The sequence below is a fragment of the Streptomyces angustmyceticus genome (assembly GCF_040701845.1).
GTDB lineage: Bacteria > Actinomycetota > Actinomycetes > Streptomycetales > Streptomycetaceae > Streptomyces > Streptomyces angustmyceticus_A.
The window spans coordinates 267,051-282,967 of the sequence record NZ_JBFBHQ010000007.1 but is presented as its reverse complement, the minus strand read 5'-3'; the positions used below and the strand labels follow the sequence as shown (position 1 = coordinate 282,967).

The window sequence follows — 15,917 nt, the reverse complement described above, 5'->3', positions numbered from 1 at the left end:
CGGCTCCTCAGCGCAGCTTGGGGTCGAGGGCGTCGCGCACCGCGTCGCCGAGCATGATGAACGCCAGCACCGTGATGCTCAGCGCACCCGCGGGCCACAGCAGCATGTGCGGCGCGGTGCGGATGTACGTGGACGCCGTGGAGATGTCGATGCCCCAGGAGACGGTGGGCGGCTTCAGGCCCGCGCCGAGGTAGGAGAGCGTCGCCTCCAGCGCGATGTACGTACCGAGCGCGATGGTGGCCACGACGATGACCGGGGCGACGGCGTTCGGGGCGATGTGCCGCAGCAGCATCCGCCCGTTGCCGGCGCCCAGGGCCCGTGCGGCCTGGACGTAGTCGTTCTGTTTGGCGGTGACGACGGAGCCGCGGGCGATACGGGAGATCTGCGGCCAGCCGAGCAGCACGATGAAGCCGACCACCGGCCAGACCGTGGTGCTGGTGACGACGGAGAGGAAGACCAGGCCGCCGAGGATCACCGGGATGCCGAAGAAGATGTCGGCGAGCCGGGAGAGCAGGGTGTCGCCCCAGCCGCCGAAGAAGCCCGCCAGCCCGCCCAGCAGGCTGCCGAGCAGGGCCGCGCCGGTCGTGGCGCAGACGCCGACGGTGATGGAGGCGCGGGCCCCGTAGACCACCCGGGTGTAGACGTCCCGGCCCTGGGTGTCGAAGCCGAAGGGGTGGCCGGGCTGGGAGCCCTGCTGCGCCTTGGCGAGGTCCGCGCGGTACGGGTTGCCGGTGGCGATCAGCTGCGGCCAGATCGCGATGATCACCAGGAAGACGATGACCAGCGCGGAGATCACGAAGACGGGGTTGCGGTACAGGTCGTGCCAGGCGTCGCTCCACAGGCTGCGGGGCTTGCCGAGGGGCTCGGGTCCGGGCGGTCCGGCGCCCGGCGCGCCGGGCCGCCGCTCCAGCGACTCCGCCTCGCCGATGGCCAGCGCGGCGGAGCCGCCGTCGCCGTGGCCGATGGCTTCCTTGGGGACATAGGGATCAGGCATAGCGGATCCTCGGGTCGAGGACGGCGTACAACAGGTCGACGAGGAGGTTCGCCAGCAGGAAGACCAGCACCAGGATCGTCACGAAGCCCACGACGGTCGGTGAGTTCTGCCGCAGGATGCCCTGGTAGAGCTGGAATCCGACGCCGTGGATGTTGAAGATGCGCTCGGTGACGATCGCGCCGCCCATCAGGGCGCCGATGTCCGTGCCGATGAAGGTCACCACGGGGATCAGCGAATTGCGCAGCAGATGGCGGGTGATGACCCGGCGCCGGGGCAGGCCCTTGGCGAGGGCCGTACGGACGTAGTCGGCGCGGGCGTTCTCCGCGATGGAGGTACGGGTCAGCCGGGTGACGTAGGCCAGCGAGACCAGCGCCAGCACCAGGCCCGGCAGCAGCAGTTCGTTCAGCGGCGCCTCGGGGGCGACCGACGGCGCGGCCCAGCCCCACTGCACCCCGAAGACGAACTGCAGCAGATAGCCGCTGACGAACGTCGGGATGGAGACCACGACCAGGGTGAGGACCAGCACCGTGGTGTCGATGTCCCGGCCGCGGCGCAGCCCGCTGAACACCCCCAGCACGATGCCCACCACCATCTCGATCACCACGGCGACGATGGTCAGCCGGAGCGTGACGGGAAAGGCGGAGGCCATCAGCTCGGTGACCGACTGGCCGTTGAACGCGGTGCCGAAGTTCCCGTGGAAGATCTGGCCCATGTAGTGCAGGTACTGCTTCCACAGCGGCTCGTCGAGGTAGAGGTCGCGGCGGATCTGCGCGGCGGTGGCGGGGTCGGGGGCCCGGTCGCCGAACATCGCGGCCACGGGGTCGCCCAGCGCGTAGACCATGAAGAAGATCAGGAACGTGCTGCCGATGAACACCGGGATCATCTGGAGCAGCCGCCGGACCGTGTAGCGTCCCATGACGCGTCAACCTCCCTCGCACCGTCGTCAGTTGACCTTGATCTCGTTGTAGACGGGCACGCTGAACGGGTTCAGCGAGACATTGCCGATCCGCTCCGAATAGCCGGCGCTGCCGTTCTGGTACCAGAGCGGAATGGCCGGCATCTGCTGGGCGAGGATCTTCTCCGAGTCCTGGAACGTCGCGACGGCCCGGCCGGTGTCCGTGGCCGCGTTGGCCTCGTTCACCAGCTTGTCGAAGGCGTGGTTGCTGAACTTGCCGTCGTTGGACGAGGCGTCGGTGTAGTACAGCGGCTGCAGGAAGTTCTGGATCAGCGGGTAGTCCATCTGCCAGCCGGCCCGGAACGGCCCGGTCATCCGCTTGGCGGTGATCTTGTTCCGGAAGTCGGCGAACGTCCCGACCGGGTTGCCGACGCAGGCGTTGTCGTCCCCCAGCGACTTGTTGACGCTGTTGCAGACGGCGTCGATCCAGTCCTTGTGGGAGCCCGTGTCGGCGTTGTACGCGAGCATCATCGTCCCGCCCGGGATGCCGCCGCCCTCCTTGATCAGCTGCTTCGCCCTGGCCGGGTCGAACACACAGGCGTCGCCGCACAGCCCCGCCTTGTAGCCGCCGTTCGCCCCCAGCACCGGCGAGGTCCAGTCGGTGGCGGGGGTGCGGGTCCGCTGGAAGATCTCCCGGGTGATCTGGGCCCGGTCGATCGCCATAGACAGGCCGCGCCGCAGCTTCTCCGCGCCCGGGTGGTTCCACCGCTTGTCGTACATGGGGAAGGTCAGGGTCTGGATGATCCCGGCCGGCTGGTTGAGGTAGCGGCCCCCGAGGTCCGCCTTCACATGCTTCAGCTGCGCGGCCGGCACGTCGTCGACCAGATCGAGGTTGCCCGCCTGCAGATCGGTGTAGGCGGTGTTGTTGTCCGTGTAGACCCGCAGGTCGATCCCGCCGTTTCGCGCCGGGTCGTCGCCGGGGTACTTCTGCCACTTCCGCATCCGCAGCACGGACCCCTTTTCGTAGGAGTCCACGAGGTACGGCCCGTTCCCGACCGGCTTGGCGATCCAGTCGGCGTGATGCCGGAAGAACGCCTGCGGGAGCGGCATGAAGGCCGAGTAGCCCAGCGTGTCCGGCCAGCTGGAGAACTTCTGGTTGAGCTTGACGGTGAAGGTGTGGTCGTCCTTCACCACCAGCCCCGACAGGGTCTTGGCCCGCGGGGTCCCGCTGTCCGGATGCACCTGCGCGAAGCCGTCGATGTACTGGAAGAACGCCGCGTTCTTCTGTTTGTTGGTCAGCAGCGCGCCGTAGTTCCAGGCGTCCACGAAAGACCTGGCCGTGACCTTCTCGCCGTTGCTGAAGGTCCAGCCCTTCTTCAGCGTCACCGTGAAATTCCGTGAATCCGCGGTCTCGATGCGGTCCGCGATGACGTTCTCCGCCGCGCCGGTCTTCGGGTTGTAGCGCTTGAGGCCCCGGAACAGCATCTCCAGCACCTTGCCGCCCTGGACCTCGTTGGTGTTGGCCGGCTCCAGCGGGTTCTGCGGATCGCCCCAGGACGAGCTGACCACCCCGGATCGGCCTGCCCCGGCCCCGCCCCCGCATGCCGTGGCCACGAGGGCGACGACGAGGGCGCAGCCGCACCACTTCGCGCGCGTGGCTCTCCGCATGACGTCTCCTCAGGTCCGGATCATGCCTAGCCACATCAGAGCGCAAAGGGGGACGTACCGCACTTCGACGGCGACCGACCCTGCTCCGAAGACCGGAGAAACCCCTCGGATGCCCGAGCGGGGAGGGAGCGGGAACGGAGCGGGGGCCCGGCGGCGCCCCCTTCGGAGGTCCCTATATGTGGTGCACGGACTCCACCGCGAACAGCCGCGGATCGAACCCCTCCGCCAGCGCCGCGGCCTGCGTCATGTGCTCCTGCGCACTCGGGTCGGCCAGCATCGCCCGGAAGTGCTCCTCGCTCTCCCACTGCGCGTAATTGACGACCCGTTCGCCGTCGGCGCTGGCGTGGATGTTCGCCGAGATGAACCCCGGCCGGTCCTGCATCGTCTCCTCGGTGGCCCGGCTGAGCACCGCCACCAGCTCCGCCTGCCGCTCGGGCAGGACGGTGAACACATTGATGAGCGTGGCGATCGTGCGCCCGGTCTCGATCTTCGTTGCAGCTGCCATACCGACAGTCTGCCGCCGGCCACTGACAACGCGGCCGCGGCCGGGGCGCCACCGCCGCGGAGCCCGGCCGCGCCCCCTCGCCCGGACCGCCCCACCGCCCTTTGGGTACGGAAAACGGGGCGCCCCTCACGCGGAGGGACGCCCCGTCACCCCCGGCCGGTGCCCCGGCCAGGGTCGTTGCCGGTGTTACCGCTTGGCGCGCGACGCGGTGCGGCCGCGCTCCTTCTGGTCCAGGACGACCTTGCGGATGCGCACGGCCTCCGGGGTCACCTCGACGCACTCGTCGTCGCGGCAGAACTCCAGGGACTGCTCCAGCGACAGCTTGCGCGGCGGCACGATCGCCTCGAACGAGTCGGCCGAGGAGGAGCGCATGTTGGTGAGCTTCTTCTCCTTGGTGATGTTGACGTCCATGTCGTCGGAGCGGGAGTTCTCGCCGACGATCATGCCCTCGTACACCTCGGTGCCCGGGTCGGTGAAGAGCACACCGCGCTCCTGGAGGTTGGTCATCGCGAAGGCGGTGACCGCGCCGGAGCGGTCGGCGACCAGGGAGCCGTTGTTACGGGTGGAGAGCTGGCCGAACCACGGCTCGTGGCCCTCGTGGATGGAGTGCGCGATACCGGTGCCGCGGGTGTTGGTCAGGAACTCGGTACGGAAGCCGATCAGGCCGCGGGAGGGGACGACGAACTCCATGCGGACCCAGCCGGAGCCGTGGTTGGACATGTTGTCCATCCGGCCCTTGCGGACACCCATCAGCTGCGTGACGGCGCCCATGTGCTCCTCGGGCACGTCGATGGTCATCCGCTCGACGGGCTCGTGCGTCTTGCCGTCGACCTCCTTGGTGACCACCTGCGGCTTGCCGATGGTCATCTCGAAGCCCTCGCGGCGCATCTGCTCGACCAGGATGGCCAGCGCCAGCTCGCCGCGGCCCTGCACCTCCCAGGCGTCGGGGCGCTCGGTCTCCAGCACGCGCAGCGAGACGTTACCGATCAGCTCACGCTCCAGGCGGTCCTTGACCTGGCGGGCGGTGACCTTGCGGTCCTTGACCGCGTTCTTGGCGTCCGCGCCCTTGCCGGTACCGCCGCGGCCGACCAGCGGCGAGGTGTTGGTGCCGATGGTCATGGAGATGGCCGGCTCGTCGACCGTGATCAGCGGCAGCGCGATCGGGTTCTCCGGGTCGGCCAGGGTCTCGCCGATCATGATGTCGGGGATACCGGCGACCGCGCAGATGTCGCCCGGGCCGGCCACCTCGGCGGGCTTGCGGGTGAGCGCCTCGGTCATCATCAGCTCGGTGATGCGGACGTTCTGGATCGAGCCGTCACGCTTGATCCAGGCGACGTTCTGGCCCTTGCGCAGCTCGCCCTGCTCGACCCGGAGCAGCGCGATACGGCCGAGGAAGTTGTCCGCGTCGAGGTTGGTGACGTGGGCCTGGAGCGGGGCCTCGGCGTCGTACTCCGGCGCCGGGGCGTGCTCCAGCAGCGTGGTGAAGAACGGCTGGAGGTTCTCGCTGTCGGCGGGGACGGTGCCGTCCTCCGGCTTGGTCAGCGAGGCGACGCCGTCACGGGCGCAGGCGTAGACGATCGGGAACTCGATCTGGTCCTCGTCCGCGTCCAGGTCCAGGAAGAGGTCGTAGGTCTCGTTGACGACCTCGTCGATCCGGGAGTCGGGGCGGTCGGTCTTGTTGATGCACAGGATGACCGGCATCCGGGCCGCGAGGGCCTTGCGGAGCACGAAGCGGGTCTGCGGGAGCGGACCCTCGGAGGCGTCGACCAGCAGGACGACCGCGTCGACCATCGACAGACCGCGCTCGACCTCGCCACCGAAGTCGGCGTGGCCGGGGGTGTCGATGATGTTGATCGTGATCGGGTCCCCGCCGTCCTTGGGGTGATACTTCACCGCCGTGTTCTTGGCGAGGATCGTGATGCCCTTCTCACGCTCCAGGTCGTTGGAGTCCATCATCCGGTCGTCGAGCTTTTCGGCGGCGTGTTCGGCGAACGCGCCGGCCTGCTTGAGCATGGCGTCGACGAGGGTCGTCTTCCCGTGGTCGACGTGGGCGACGATGGCTACGTTACGAATGTCGTGGCGCGTGGGCATACTGGCGGCGCTTCTCCCGGAATCGTGGGTGGCGGCACGTCCATTCGGTACGCGCACCTGCCGGGCATAACGAAGCCACGGCCTCACCCCATCGTACGGGGCTGCGGCGGCATTGGCCGCCGCAGCCCGTACTTATGCCACCTGACCTGCGGTTTCGCTCCTCATGACCGCCGGGACCGCGCCCCGCTACATCTGGTAGCCGATGTCCTGGAAGCGGGGCGTGGCGAAGCCGAAGGCGCCGACGTTGGCCAGCGTCTTCTTCGTGGCCACCAGCTCGGGCCGCTGGTAGAGCGGAATCGATCCGGCGGCCGCCCAGATCCGGGCGTCGGCCTGTGCCACCAGCGTGCGCGCGGCGCCCTCGTCCAGCTCGGAGGCCGCCTGGTCGAAGAGCTGGTCGATGCGGTCGGTGCCGACCCGGGTGTAGTTCTGCTCGACGGTCAGCGAGCCGTCGGGCGCGGGCTGCGGCTTGGCGTAGATCGGCCGGGCATCGGTCGCCGGGTAGGCGGTGCCGGGCCACGAGTACAGCGCCAGGTCGTAGTCGCCGGAGGCGATGTGGTCCTGGAAGTAGCTGGCGTCGGAGACCCGCTGGATGGACGTCTGGATGCCGATCCTGCCGAGCATGGTGGCGATCTGCCGTCCGACGGTGCGCAGCTGCACCGAGCCGCCGCCGTCGGGGACCACGAAGCGCAGGGTCAGCGGCCTGCCGTCCTTCTTGACGGCGGCGACCTTCGCCCCCTTGTGGCCGGCCGGCAGCGGCGCGGCGGCCGCGTCGGCGGGGCGCTCGGCGGCCGTGCGCAGGCCCGGGTGCCCGCCGGATCCCGGCAGGTCGGGGGCCTGCCCGGTCTCGATCCGCTCGGCCGCGCCGAGCGACTGCGCCGCGCGCTTGCGGTACTGCTTGTACCGGGCGTACGCCGCGGACCCGGTGTCGCCGTCCGCCGCGTCCTTCTCGCGGGCCGCCGCCTGCTTGTAGAACGAGGCGCTCTGCCGCAGCAGGGCGGCCTGCTGGACCTCGGAGCCGACCGCGCCGGTGAAGGACAGCGGGGCCTCGGCGGCGGCGGGCCGGACACCCGCCTCCTGCCCGCCCCTGGCGGGCGGGGCGCCGTGGCCGGACCGGGCCGGGTTGCGGTCGTCGCCGTCGCCGTCGCCGTCCGGGCCGTCGTCGGCGGAGGCGTCCCCGTAGCGGTCGTCGGACGGGTCGTCGCCGTCCTCGTCCCGGTCGGCGCGGTCGGCGCCCGGCGCCGGGGCGCCCGCCTTCTCGCCGGCCTGCTGGCGGTCGGCGCCGTCGCTCTTCCAGCCGGCGTCCGCGAGCAGCGCCGTGGCCGCCGCGGTGTCCTGGTCGCCGAGCGCGTCGCTGTGGTCCTGGTAGCCGTACTGCTCGGCCATCAGCAGATGGCTGCCGAGCGGCCTGGAGGGCAGGTCGAGCGGCTTGAGGACGGTGTCGGCGAGCGCCTGGCGGTCGATGGCGCGGGCCACCGCGCGCCGCACCCGGTCGTCGGTCAGCGGCCCGCTGCTGCCGTTGAGGGCGAGCTGGGTGTAGGCGGGCTCCAGGGCCTTGCGGATGGTGTAGCCGCGCAGGACGGTGTTCTCGGCGGCGGCGGCCTTGGCGCCGGACCGGGCGGCCCGCTTCCCGTCGCCCTGCGGGCCCGCGTTGCCCTCGCCGGACGTGTGGGGCGCCCCGGAGGAGGCGCGCCGGGCGGAGGCGACCCGCTTCGCGGCGACCTGGTCGACCGCGGCGACGTCGATGCTCCCGTCGGCCAGCGCGGCGGCCCGCTTGCCGCCGGGCAGCGACACCATCACGATCTTCTTGAGCTTGGCGCGGTCGCCCCACCACTTCGGGTTGCGCACGAGGACGACGCGCCCCTCCTTGGCGTCCCGCTTCTGGACGAGGAACGGCCCCGCGCCGACCCTGAGTTGCTCGCGGGCGCCGTCGTTGAAGGCGTCGGCGCTGCCCATCACGCTCCGGGGGTAGAGCGGGGTGAACAGGGACCGCCAGTCCGCGTAGGGCCGCGCGAAGGTGACCTTGACCTCGTGGGAGTCCGCGCCCTGTTCGACCTTGCCGATCCGGTCGTACCCGGCGTTGCGGGCGGTCCAGAAGGCGTTGTCCCTGCCGCGCAACGCGTTCCACTGGGCGATGAAGTCGGCGGCGGTGATCGCCGCGCCGTTGCTCCACCGCGCCTTGGGATTGATCTTGTAGGTGACGACCTGCTTGGGGTCGCGGGCGCTGATGTCCGCGGCGTCCAGGTAGTCGGCGTTGCGCTGCGGCCTGCCGCTCTCGTCGATGGTGAACATGCTGGGCAGCACCGCGCCGGCGATCCGCGTGGTGGTCGCGTCGGCGTCGGACTGGAAGGCGTTGAGGGTGCCGGGCATCCCGTCGACGGCCCAGCGCAGGGTGCCGCCCTCCTTCAGCTCGCCGCGGGGCGCGCGGGCGATGTCCTGGGACGTGGCGACGGAGGTCTCCCGGGCCTCGTCCGTGCATCCGGCCAGGGCCGGCAGCGGGAGCAGCGCCCCCACCGCGACGAGCGCGGCACAGCGGCGTCCGCGGCACGCCGCGCGACGGCCTGAGGGATGGTCGTGGTCGGTCATGACGGTTACCTCCGGGCTCGCCCGCGCCGCGCCGCGCGCCGCCGGGGACCTGACGGCGCACCACGTTCGGCCGACTTTGGGGCTCATCACATCTATGGCCCCCCTACTGAAAGCGACCCCGTGCGGCCCGGCCGCCCGACACGTCGGCCGGGGCACCAACCCCACCCGCCCGGCCCAACCCCGCACCTCGGCAGCGGCCGGAAACAGGGCGTACAGGGGTGCGGACAGCCCCGCCCACCAGGCGGTTCTCGTATCCGCGTTCGACCCGCACCGGGGCGCATGGTTGCCGAAACGCACCGGTTCGAGTCGTAATCGTGCCTGCCCCCTTCCCAACGCCTACTGTGACGCGCGACACTCTCGGGCGCATGAGATCGCCCACCACACCTTCAAAAGTGAGGGCACGCATGTCCCTTCAGGACGAATTGACGGCGGTGGAACGCAGCCTGGACGGCCTGGTCCGGTCGGTGGGACGACTGGAGGCGCAGCTCGACGCCTGCCTGGACATCCGCCGCCTGCGCAGCGACACGGACCACCTGCGCGAGAGCCTGACCCTGCTGAAGCAGAGCGTGGCCGCCGGTCCGCCCCGCCGTCCGGGCGTCGCGGTCGAGGAGATGGTGACGATCCCCGACGCCCCCTACGACTCCGCGCTGTGGACCGACGCCGAGGACGAGGGGCTCGGCTCCAGGAACGGCCACGCGCCCTGACGACCTGACAGGAATCCCGCTCAACCGCCCCTCAACCCGTCCCGCCCCGCCCCGGCGGTGCCTTCGCCGCCCCCGCCCCGACGGAGCGCCCTTCACGGAGACCGACGTTGGCCACTGGCACCGAACCCTCCCCACCAGCGCCCGCGAACGGTGTGCACACCGCCTCGCGCGCCGCCATCCCAGCCCGTCACCTGCGCACCGACCGCTGGTGGCTGGCACCGGCCGGCACCGCCGCCGGACTGTTCGCGTTCATCGTCTACTCGACCTGGCGGGCGTTCGCGAACGCCGACTACTACCACGCGCCCTATGTCTCGCCGTTCTACTCGCCCTGCCTGGCGGAGAACTGCCGCACCATGCGCGGCGGCCCCAACTGGGAGCTCTTCGGCAGCTGGTGGGGCCTGTCCCCCGCGCTGCTCATCCTGATCTTCCCGCTGGGCTTCCGGCTGACCTGCTACTACTACCGCAAGGCCTACTACCGCGGGTTCTGGGCGTCGCCGCCGGCCTGCGCGGTCGCCGAGCCGCACAAGAAGTACACCGGTGAGACCCGCTTCCCGCTGATCCTGCAGAACATCCACCGCTACTTCTTCTACTTCGCGGTGCTGGTCGCGGGCGTGCTGACCTACGACACGGCGCTGACCTTCCGCGACGCGCACTACGCCTGGGGCCACATGGGCCTGGGCACCCTGGTCTTCCTCGTCAACATCGCGCTGATCTGGGCGTACACCCTGTCGTGTCATTCCTGCCGGCACATCGTCGGCGGCCGGCTGCGGCACTTCTCCAAGCACCCGGTGCGCTACCGGCTGTGGGGCTGGGTCGGCAAGCTCAACGAACGGCACATGCTGCTCGCGTGGTCCTCGCTGATCAGCGTGGCCGTCGCGGACTTCTATGTCTTCCTGCTGGCCAGCGGGGCCATCGTGGACCCGCGCTTCTTCTAGACGACAGCATCTCCTAAGGAAAGGTGTGCCCTCTGATGGCGCATGTGGACCGGCAGGCATGGGACGTGGTCGTGGTGGGCGCCGGCGGCGCCGGACTGCGTGCCGCCATCGAGGCCCGCGAGGCCGGCATGCGAACGGCCGTGATCTGCAAGTCCCTGTTCGGCAAGGCGCATACGGTGATGGCCGAGGGCGGCATCGCCGCCAGCATGGGCAACGCCAACGAGCACGACAACTGGCAGGTCCACTTCCGCGACACCATGCGCGGCGGGAAGTTCCTCAACCAGTGGCGGATGGCCGAGCTGCACGCCCGTGAGGCCCCGGACCGGGTGTGGGAGCTGGAGACCTGGGGCGCGCTCTTCGACCGCACCGCGGACGGCCGGATCTCCCAGCGCAACTTCGGCGGCCACGAGTATCCGCGCCTCGCGCACGTCGGCGACCGTACGGGACTGGAGCTGATCCGCACCCTCCAGCAGAAGATCGTCTCGCTGCAGCAGGAGGACGAGCGGGAGTTCGGCGCGTACGACGCCCGGCTGAAGGTCTTCCAGGAGTGCACGGTCACCCGGGTCCTCAAGACGGACGGCCGGGTCGCCGGCGCCTTCTGCTACGAGCGGGAGTCCGGTCGCTTCTTCGTGCTGGAGGCCCCCGCGGTGGTGCTGGCCACCGGCGGCATCGGCAAGTCCTTCAAGGTGACCTCGAACTCCTGGGAGTACACCGGCGACGGGCACGCGCTGGCGCTGCTGGCCGGGGCGCCGCTGATCAACATGGAGTTCGTGCAGTTCCACCCCACCGGCATGGTCTGGCCGCCGTCGGTGAAGGGCATCCTCGTGACCGAGTCCGTCCGCGGGGACGGCGGGGTGCTGCGCAACAGCGAGGGCAAGCGCTTCATGTTCGACTACATCCCGGACGTCTTCAAGGACAAGTACGCCCAGACCGAGGACGAGGGCGACCGCTGGTACGAGGACCCGGACCACAACCGCCGCCCGCCCGAGCTGCTGCCCCGCGACGAGGTCGCCCGCGCCATCAACTCCGAGGTCAAGGCGGGCCGCGGCTCCCCGCACGGCGGCGTCTATCTGGACGTCTCCACCCGGATGCCGGCGGAGGTGATCAAACGCCGGCTGCCGTCGATGCACCACCAGTTCAAGGAGCTGGCGGATGTGGACATCACCGCCGAGCCGATGGAGGTCGGCCCGACCTGTCACTACGTGATGGGCGGGGTGGACGTGGACCCGGACACCGCGGCGGCGACCGGCGTACCGGGCCTGTTCGCGGCCGGCGAGGTGGCCGGCGGGATGCACGGCTCCAACCGGCTCGGCGGCAACTCCCTGTCCGACCTGCTGGTCTTCGGCCGCCGGGCGGGGCTGCACGCGGCCGAGTACGCGGCCTCGCGGCCCGAGCGCCCGGCCGTCGACCCGCTGCAGATCGACGCGGCGGAGGCGGAGGCCCTGCGCCCCTTCAGCGCCGAGCTCGTGGAGGCGGAGACCGGCCGCGAACCGGGCCCGGCGGAGAACCCGTACACCCTGCACCAAGAGCTCCAGCAGTCGATGAACGACCTGGTCGGCATCATCCGCAAGGAAAGCGAGATGTTCGAGGCCCTGAAGCGGCTGGCCGAGCTGCGGGTGCGGGCCCGGCGGGCCGGCGTCGAGGGGCACCGGCAGTACAACCCCGGCTGGCACCTGGCCCTCGACCTGCGGAACATGCTGCTGGTCAGCGAGTGTGTGGCACGGGCGGCGCTGGAGCGCGAGGAGAGCCGCGGCGGGCACACCCGCGACGACCATCCGGCGATGGACCGCACCTGGCGCAACATCAACCTGGTCTGTGAACTCGCCGACCCGCAGGGCGACGCACGGGCCGCCGACGCGGCGCTGGGCCAGATCCGCCTCTCCCGCCGCGAGACCCCGCCGATCCGCCGCGACCTCCTGGAACTGTTCGAGAAGGACGAGCTGGCGAAGTATCTGACCGACGAGGAGCTGAGCCGGTGAGCGTGTCGCAGGAAGAGCAGCAGTCCGGCGTCTACCAGGCGCACTTCAGGGTGTGGCGGGGCGACGCGGACTCCGGGGAGCTGGAGGACTTCACGGTCGAGGTGCACGAGGGCGAGGTGGTGCTGGACATCGTCCACCGCCTCCAGGCGACCCAGGCACCCGATCTCGCCGTCCGCTGGAACTGCAAGGCCGGCAAGTGCGGTTCGTGCAGCGCGGAGATCAATGGGCGGCCGCGGCTGATGTGCATGACCCGGATGTCGGTCTTCGACCGCACGGAGACCCTCACCATCACGCCCATGCGGGCCTTCCCGGTCATCCGCGACCTGGTCACCGATGTGTCCTTCAACTACACCAAGGCCCGCGAGATCCCGGCGTTCGTACCGCCCCCGGAGCTGGGCCCCGGTGAGTACCGGATGCGGCAGGAGGACGTCGGCCGGTCTCAGGAGTTCCGCAAGTGCATCGAGTGCTTCCTGTGCCAGGACACCTGTCATGTGGTCCGGGACCACGAGGAGAACAAGGAGGCCTTCGCCGGGCCGCGCTTCCTGATGCGGATCGCCGAGCTCGACATGCATCCGCTGGACGCGGCCCCGGAGTCCGGCATCGACCGCAAGCGCACCGCGCAGGACGACCACGGACTGGGCTACTGCAACATCACCAAGTGCTGCACCGAGGTCTGCCCCGAGCACATCAAGATCACCGACAATGCGCTGATCCCGCTGAAGGAGCGCGCGGCGGACCGCAAGTACGACCCACTGGTGTGGCTCGGGAACAAGATCCGGCGTCGCGGCGAATGACCGGGCACCGGGCATGACCGGACGGGGCGGGGCCCGGGGCGCGTGCCCCGGGCCCCGCCCCGCGCTCAGAACAGGCTCAGCAGCGCTTCCGCCGGGTCCACCGCCGCCGACTCCCCGTCCGGCAGCGCGAGTTCGAACCACACGGTCTTGCCGCGCGGGGTGCGGCGGCTGCCCCACCCCTGGCTCAGCAGGCCGACCAGCTGCAGCCCGCGGCCGCCCTCGTCGGTGTCCCGGGCCCGGCGGCGGCGCGGCTGGGCGAGGTCGGCGTCCCAGACCTCGCAGACCAGGGTGCGGTCCAGCAGCAGCCGCAGCCGGATCTCGCCGTGGCCGTGCCGCAGCGCATTGGTCACCAGCTCGCTGACCAGCAGCTCCGTGGTGTCGACCAGGTCCTGCAGGCCCCAGTCCGTCAGCTGGTCGCGGGCGAGTTCGCGGGCGCGGGCCACCGAACGGGCCTCCGGCGCCAGGTTCCAGTCGCCCACCGCGTCCTTGGGCAGCCCGTGCACCCGTGCCATCAGCAGTGCGATGTCGTCCTCGCCGTGCGAGGTGTCCATCGCGCTCAGCACCTGGTCGCAGGCGTCCTCCAGCGGGCGGTCGGCATGCGAGAGGGCCGTCCGGAACGCCTGCAGCCCCTCCTCCAGCGGATGGTGGCGGGACTCCACCAGACCGTCGGTGTAGAGCGCCAGCAGCGCACCGTCCGGCAGCTCGACCTCGATCTCCTCGAAGGGCTCGCCGCCGACGCCGAGCGGCATCCCCGGCGGCACGTCCAGCAGCAGGGCGTCCTCGCCGTCCTCGACGAGGACCGGCGGCAGATGCCCGGCGTTGGCGAACGTGCAGCGCCGGGTGACCGGGTCGTAGACGGCGTAGACGCAGGTGGCGAGGTAGACCTCGGAGAGGTCGGCGGTGCGGGCGGAGCGGCGCGGCTCCCCGGTGCCCTCGGCGGCCGCGGACCGGCCGCGGGCGGAGCGCGCCGAGGACGACCTGCCCTCGCCGTCGCCGCCGAGCCCGCGGGCGATCTCGTCCAGGGCCGAGAGCACCTCGGCCGGCTCCAGGTCCAGCAGCGCCAGGGTCCTTACGGCGGTGCGCAGTTCCCCCATCGCGACGGCGGCGCGCAGCCCGCGTCCCATGACATCGCCGACGACCAGCGCCGTACGGTGGCCCGGGAGTTCGATGACGTCGAACCAGTCGCCGCCGACCTCGGTGGCGGTGGTGCCGGGCAGGTAGCGGCAGGCGATGTCCAGGCCGGCGGCCTCGGGGTCGCCGGGCGGCAGCAGGCTGCGCTGCAATATCAGGGCGCGCTCGTGCTCGCGGCGGTAGAGGCGGGCGTTGTCGATGCAGACCGCGGCGCGCGCGGCGAGTTCGACGGCGAGCGCGGTGTCGCGCTCCCCGAAGGGCTCGCTGCCCTTCGTACGGGAGAACTGCACCAGTCCGACGACGGTGTCCCTGGCGACCATCGGGACGGCGAGCGTGGACTGCACCACCGCGCCCAGCTCCGGCCCCTCGTCGCTCTCCCGGCCCGGGATGATCTGCGCGTGGGCGGTCCGCAGGGCGCCCGCGCAGGGGGAGTTGAAGGGGTAGCGGTGGACGGCGCCGACCGCGACCGGCCCGGGGGCGTCGCCCGGGGCGGTGGGGAGCGGGGCGTCCGACACGGCGCTGGCGAACGCGACCCGGCGCAGCTCCGCGCTGCCGTCGCTCATGCCGGGCGGGGCCTCGTCGCCCGACAGCAGGCCCTGGTAGAGGTCCACCGAGGCCAGGTCGCAGAACTGCGGTACGGCGACGTCCAGGAGGGTGCGGGCGGTGGTCTCCAGGTCGAGGGAGTTGCCTATCCGGGCGCCGGCCTCGTTGAGCAGGGCGAGGTTGCGGCGGGCGCTGGCGGCCTCGCGCTCCGCCCGGCGGCGGCCGGTCACGTCCGCGGCCAGCGCGGCGACGCCGATGGGGCGGCCGCTGGCGCCGTGCAGCCGGTAGAGCGACACCGACCAGCGGCGGCGGTCCTCCTCGCCGGGCGCCATCCCGACCAGCTGCATCTCGGTGACCGGCTCGCCGGTCTCCAGGACGCGGCGCAGCGCGACGGTCATCCGCTCGGCCTCGGAGCGCGGCAGGAAGTCGTGCGGGCCGCAGCCGCGGTACTTGCTCGCGGGGCCGCCGAAGACCGTGGCGAACCGCTCGTTGACCCGCAGCAGCTTCAGGTCCGTGCCGAACAGGGTGAAGCCCATGGGAGATTGACCGAAAACGGCCTGCGAAGCGGCGAGGTCGGTCTCGATGCCGCGCAGCGCACGGACATCGACGACGAGGCAGACCGCAGCCCGCTCGCCGTTCTCGTCGCGCGAGGGCATCACATAGATCTCGGCGAGCCCGTCGGCGTCCGCCCCCTCCTCCTTGCGGTAGGGCACCAGGCCGGTCCACTCCCGGCCGTCGAGTATCTCGGACACCTTGCGGCGCCCGGTCGCCCGCAACTCACGGGGGACGAACGCCTCGACGGGGTCCTTGCCGAGGGCGTGGCGCGCGGGGATCCCGAGCATGTGCTCGGCCCGCTCGCTCCACTGGTCGATCCGCCCGTCGGGGCCGAGCGAGAAGGAGGCCACGCGGATGTAGTCATAGATCGATCCGGGCCGGCTGCTCTGCCACACGGGCGGACCTTGCAGCTCGCGCGCGCGGGGGCGGCCACCTGGTTCGCCGGAGCCGTCCGCACCGCCCTGACCATCGGCCTGCGCGGGTTCTGTCCCGCCAGATGACAACTCGCTCACGAGCCCCGTCCCCTCCAGCTCATCGTGC

General features: G+C 71.2%; 11 protein-coding genes. 4 read left to right on the top strand and 7 right to left on the bottom strand.

Annotated features, from left to right (window positions below):
* Window positions 1–7: 7 nt before the first annotated feature.
* From AB0411_RS19115 to AB0411_RS19090, 6 genes are all read right to left on the bottom strand, one after another.
* Window positions 8–994 (bottom strand): ABC transporter permease, encoded by a 987-nt coding sequence (locus AB0411_RS19115; protein WP_366418454.1) that lies wholly within the window; start codon window positions 992–994, stop codon window positions 8–10.
* Complete coding sequence (locus AB0411_RS19110; protein WP_366418453.1) at window positions 987–1,910, bottom strand: ABC transporter permease; 924 nt, start codon at window positions 1,908–1,910, stop codon at window positions 987–989. The genes AB0411_RS19115 and AB0411_RS19110 overlap by 8 nt, the downstream gene beginning before the upstream one ends.
* 27 nt (window positions 1,911–1,937) lie before the next feature.
* The gene (locus AB0411_RS19105; protein WP_366418452.1) at window positions 1,938–3,557 is read right to left on the bottom strand and encodes a peptide ABC transporter substrate-binding protein; all 1,620 of its coding nucleotides are present in this window, start codon (window positions 3,555–3,557) and stop codon (window positions 1,938–1,940) included.
* A gap of 172 nt (window positions 3,558–3,729) precedes the next feature.
* On the bottom strand, window positions 3,730–4,062 hold the full coding sequence (locus tag AB0411_RS19100) for an antibiotic biosynthesis monooxygenase family protein (RefSeq protein ID WP_366418451.1): 333 nt from the start codon (window positions 4,060–4,062) through the stop codon (window positions 3,730–3,732).
* A 186-nt stretch (window positions 4,063–4,248) separates the two neighbouring features.
* Entirely contained in the window at window positions 4,249–6,153 is a 1,905-nt protein-coding gene (gene typA / locus AB0411_RS19095; RefSeq protein ID WP_366418450.1) for a translational GTPase TypA, read from the bottom strand.
* 186 nt (window positions 6,154–6,339) lie between these two features.
* The gene (locus AB0411_RS19090; RefSeq protein WP_366418449.1) at window positions 6,340–8,736 is read right to left on the bottom strand and encodes an ABC transporter family substrate-binding protein; all 2,397 of its coding nucleotides are present in this window, start codon (window positions 8,734–8,736) and stop codon (window positions 6,340–6,342) included.
* A 404-nt stretch (window positions 8,737–9,140) separates the two neighbouring features.
* Between AB0411_RS19090 and AB0411_RS19085 the strand changes: the two genes are divergently transcribed.
* The 4 genes from AB0411_RS19085 to AB0411_RS19070 all read left to right on the top strand — a co-directional run bounded on the left by AB0411_RS19085 (window position 9,141) and on the right by AB0411_RS19070 (window position 13,148).
* A complete protein-coding gene (locus AB0411_RS19085; protein ID WP_366418448.1) occupies window positions 9,141–9,440 on the top strand; it encodes a hypothetical protein in 300 nt (99 codons plus the stop codon).
* 107 nt (window positions 9,441–9,547) lie between these two features.
* Window positions 9,548–10,375, top strand: coding sequence for a hypothetical protein (locus tag AB0411_RS19080; protein ID WP_366418447.1), 828 nt, complete (start codon window positions 9,548–9,550; stop codon window positions 10,373–10,375).
* A gap of 35 nt (window positions 10,376–10,410) precedes the next feature.
* Window positions 10,411–12,354, top strand: a complete 1,944-nt coding sequence (locus AB0411_RS19075) for a fumarate reductase/succinate dehydrogenase flavoprotein subunit (RefSeq protein WP_366418446.1) — start codon at window positions 10,411–10,413, stop codon at window positions 12,352–12,354.
* Complete coding sequence (locus tag AB0411_RS19070) at window positions 12,351–13,148, top strand: succinate dehydrogenase/fumarate reductase iron-sulfur subunit (protein ID WP_366418445.1); 798 nt, start codon at window positions 12,351–12,353, stop codon at window positions 13,146–13,148. The genes AB0411_RS19075 and AB0411_RS19070 overlap by 4 nt, the downstream gene beginning before the upstream one ends.
* A gap of 65 nt (window positions 13,149–13,213) precedes the next feature.
* Here the strand turns inward: AB0411_RS19070 and AB0411_RS19065 are convergent, their stop codons facing one another.
* Entirely contained in the window at window positions 13,214–15,889 is a 2,676-nt protein-coding gene (locus AB0411_RS19065; RefSeq protein ID WP_403147026.1) for a SpoIIE family protein phosphatase, read from the bottom strand.
* Between the last annotated feature and the right edge of the window lie 28 nt (window positions 15,890–15,917).

Bases quoted from the DNA above. Each gene is read 5' to 3' on its own strand.
- AB0411_RS19115 (WP_366418454.1), bottom strand. From the start codon at position 994: ATGCCTGATCCCTATGTCCCCAAGGAAGCCATCGGCCACGGCGACGGC.
- AB0411_RS19110 (WP_366418453.1), bottom strand. From the start codon at position 1,910: ATGGGACGCTACACGGTCCGGCGGCTGCTCCAGATGATCCCGGTGTTC.
- AB0411_RS19105 (WP_366418452.1), bottom strand. From the start codon at position 3,557: ATGCGGAGAGCCACGCGCGCGAAGTGGTGCGGCTGCGCCCTCGTCGTC.
- AB0411_RS19100 (WP_366418451.1), bottom strand. From the start codon at position 4,062: ATGGCAGCTGCAACGAAGATCGAGACCGGGCGCACGATCGCCACGCTC.
- typA (WP_366418450.1), bottom strand. From the start codon at position 6,153: ATGCCCACGCGCCACGACATTCGTAACGTAGCCATCGTCGCCCACGTC.
- AB0411_RS19090 (WP_366418449.1), bottom strand. From the start codon at position 8,736: ATGACCGACCACGACCATCCCTCAGGCCGTCGCGCGGCGTGCCGCGGA.
- AB0411_RS19085 (WP_366418448.1), top strand. From the start codon at position 9,141: ATGTCCCTTCAGGACGAATTGACGGCGGTGGAACGCAGCCTGGACGGC.
- AB0411_RS19075 (WP_366418446.1), top strand. From the start codon at position 10,411: ATGGCGCATGTGGACCGGCAGGCATGGGACGTGGTCGTGGTGGGCGCC.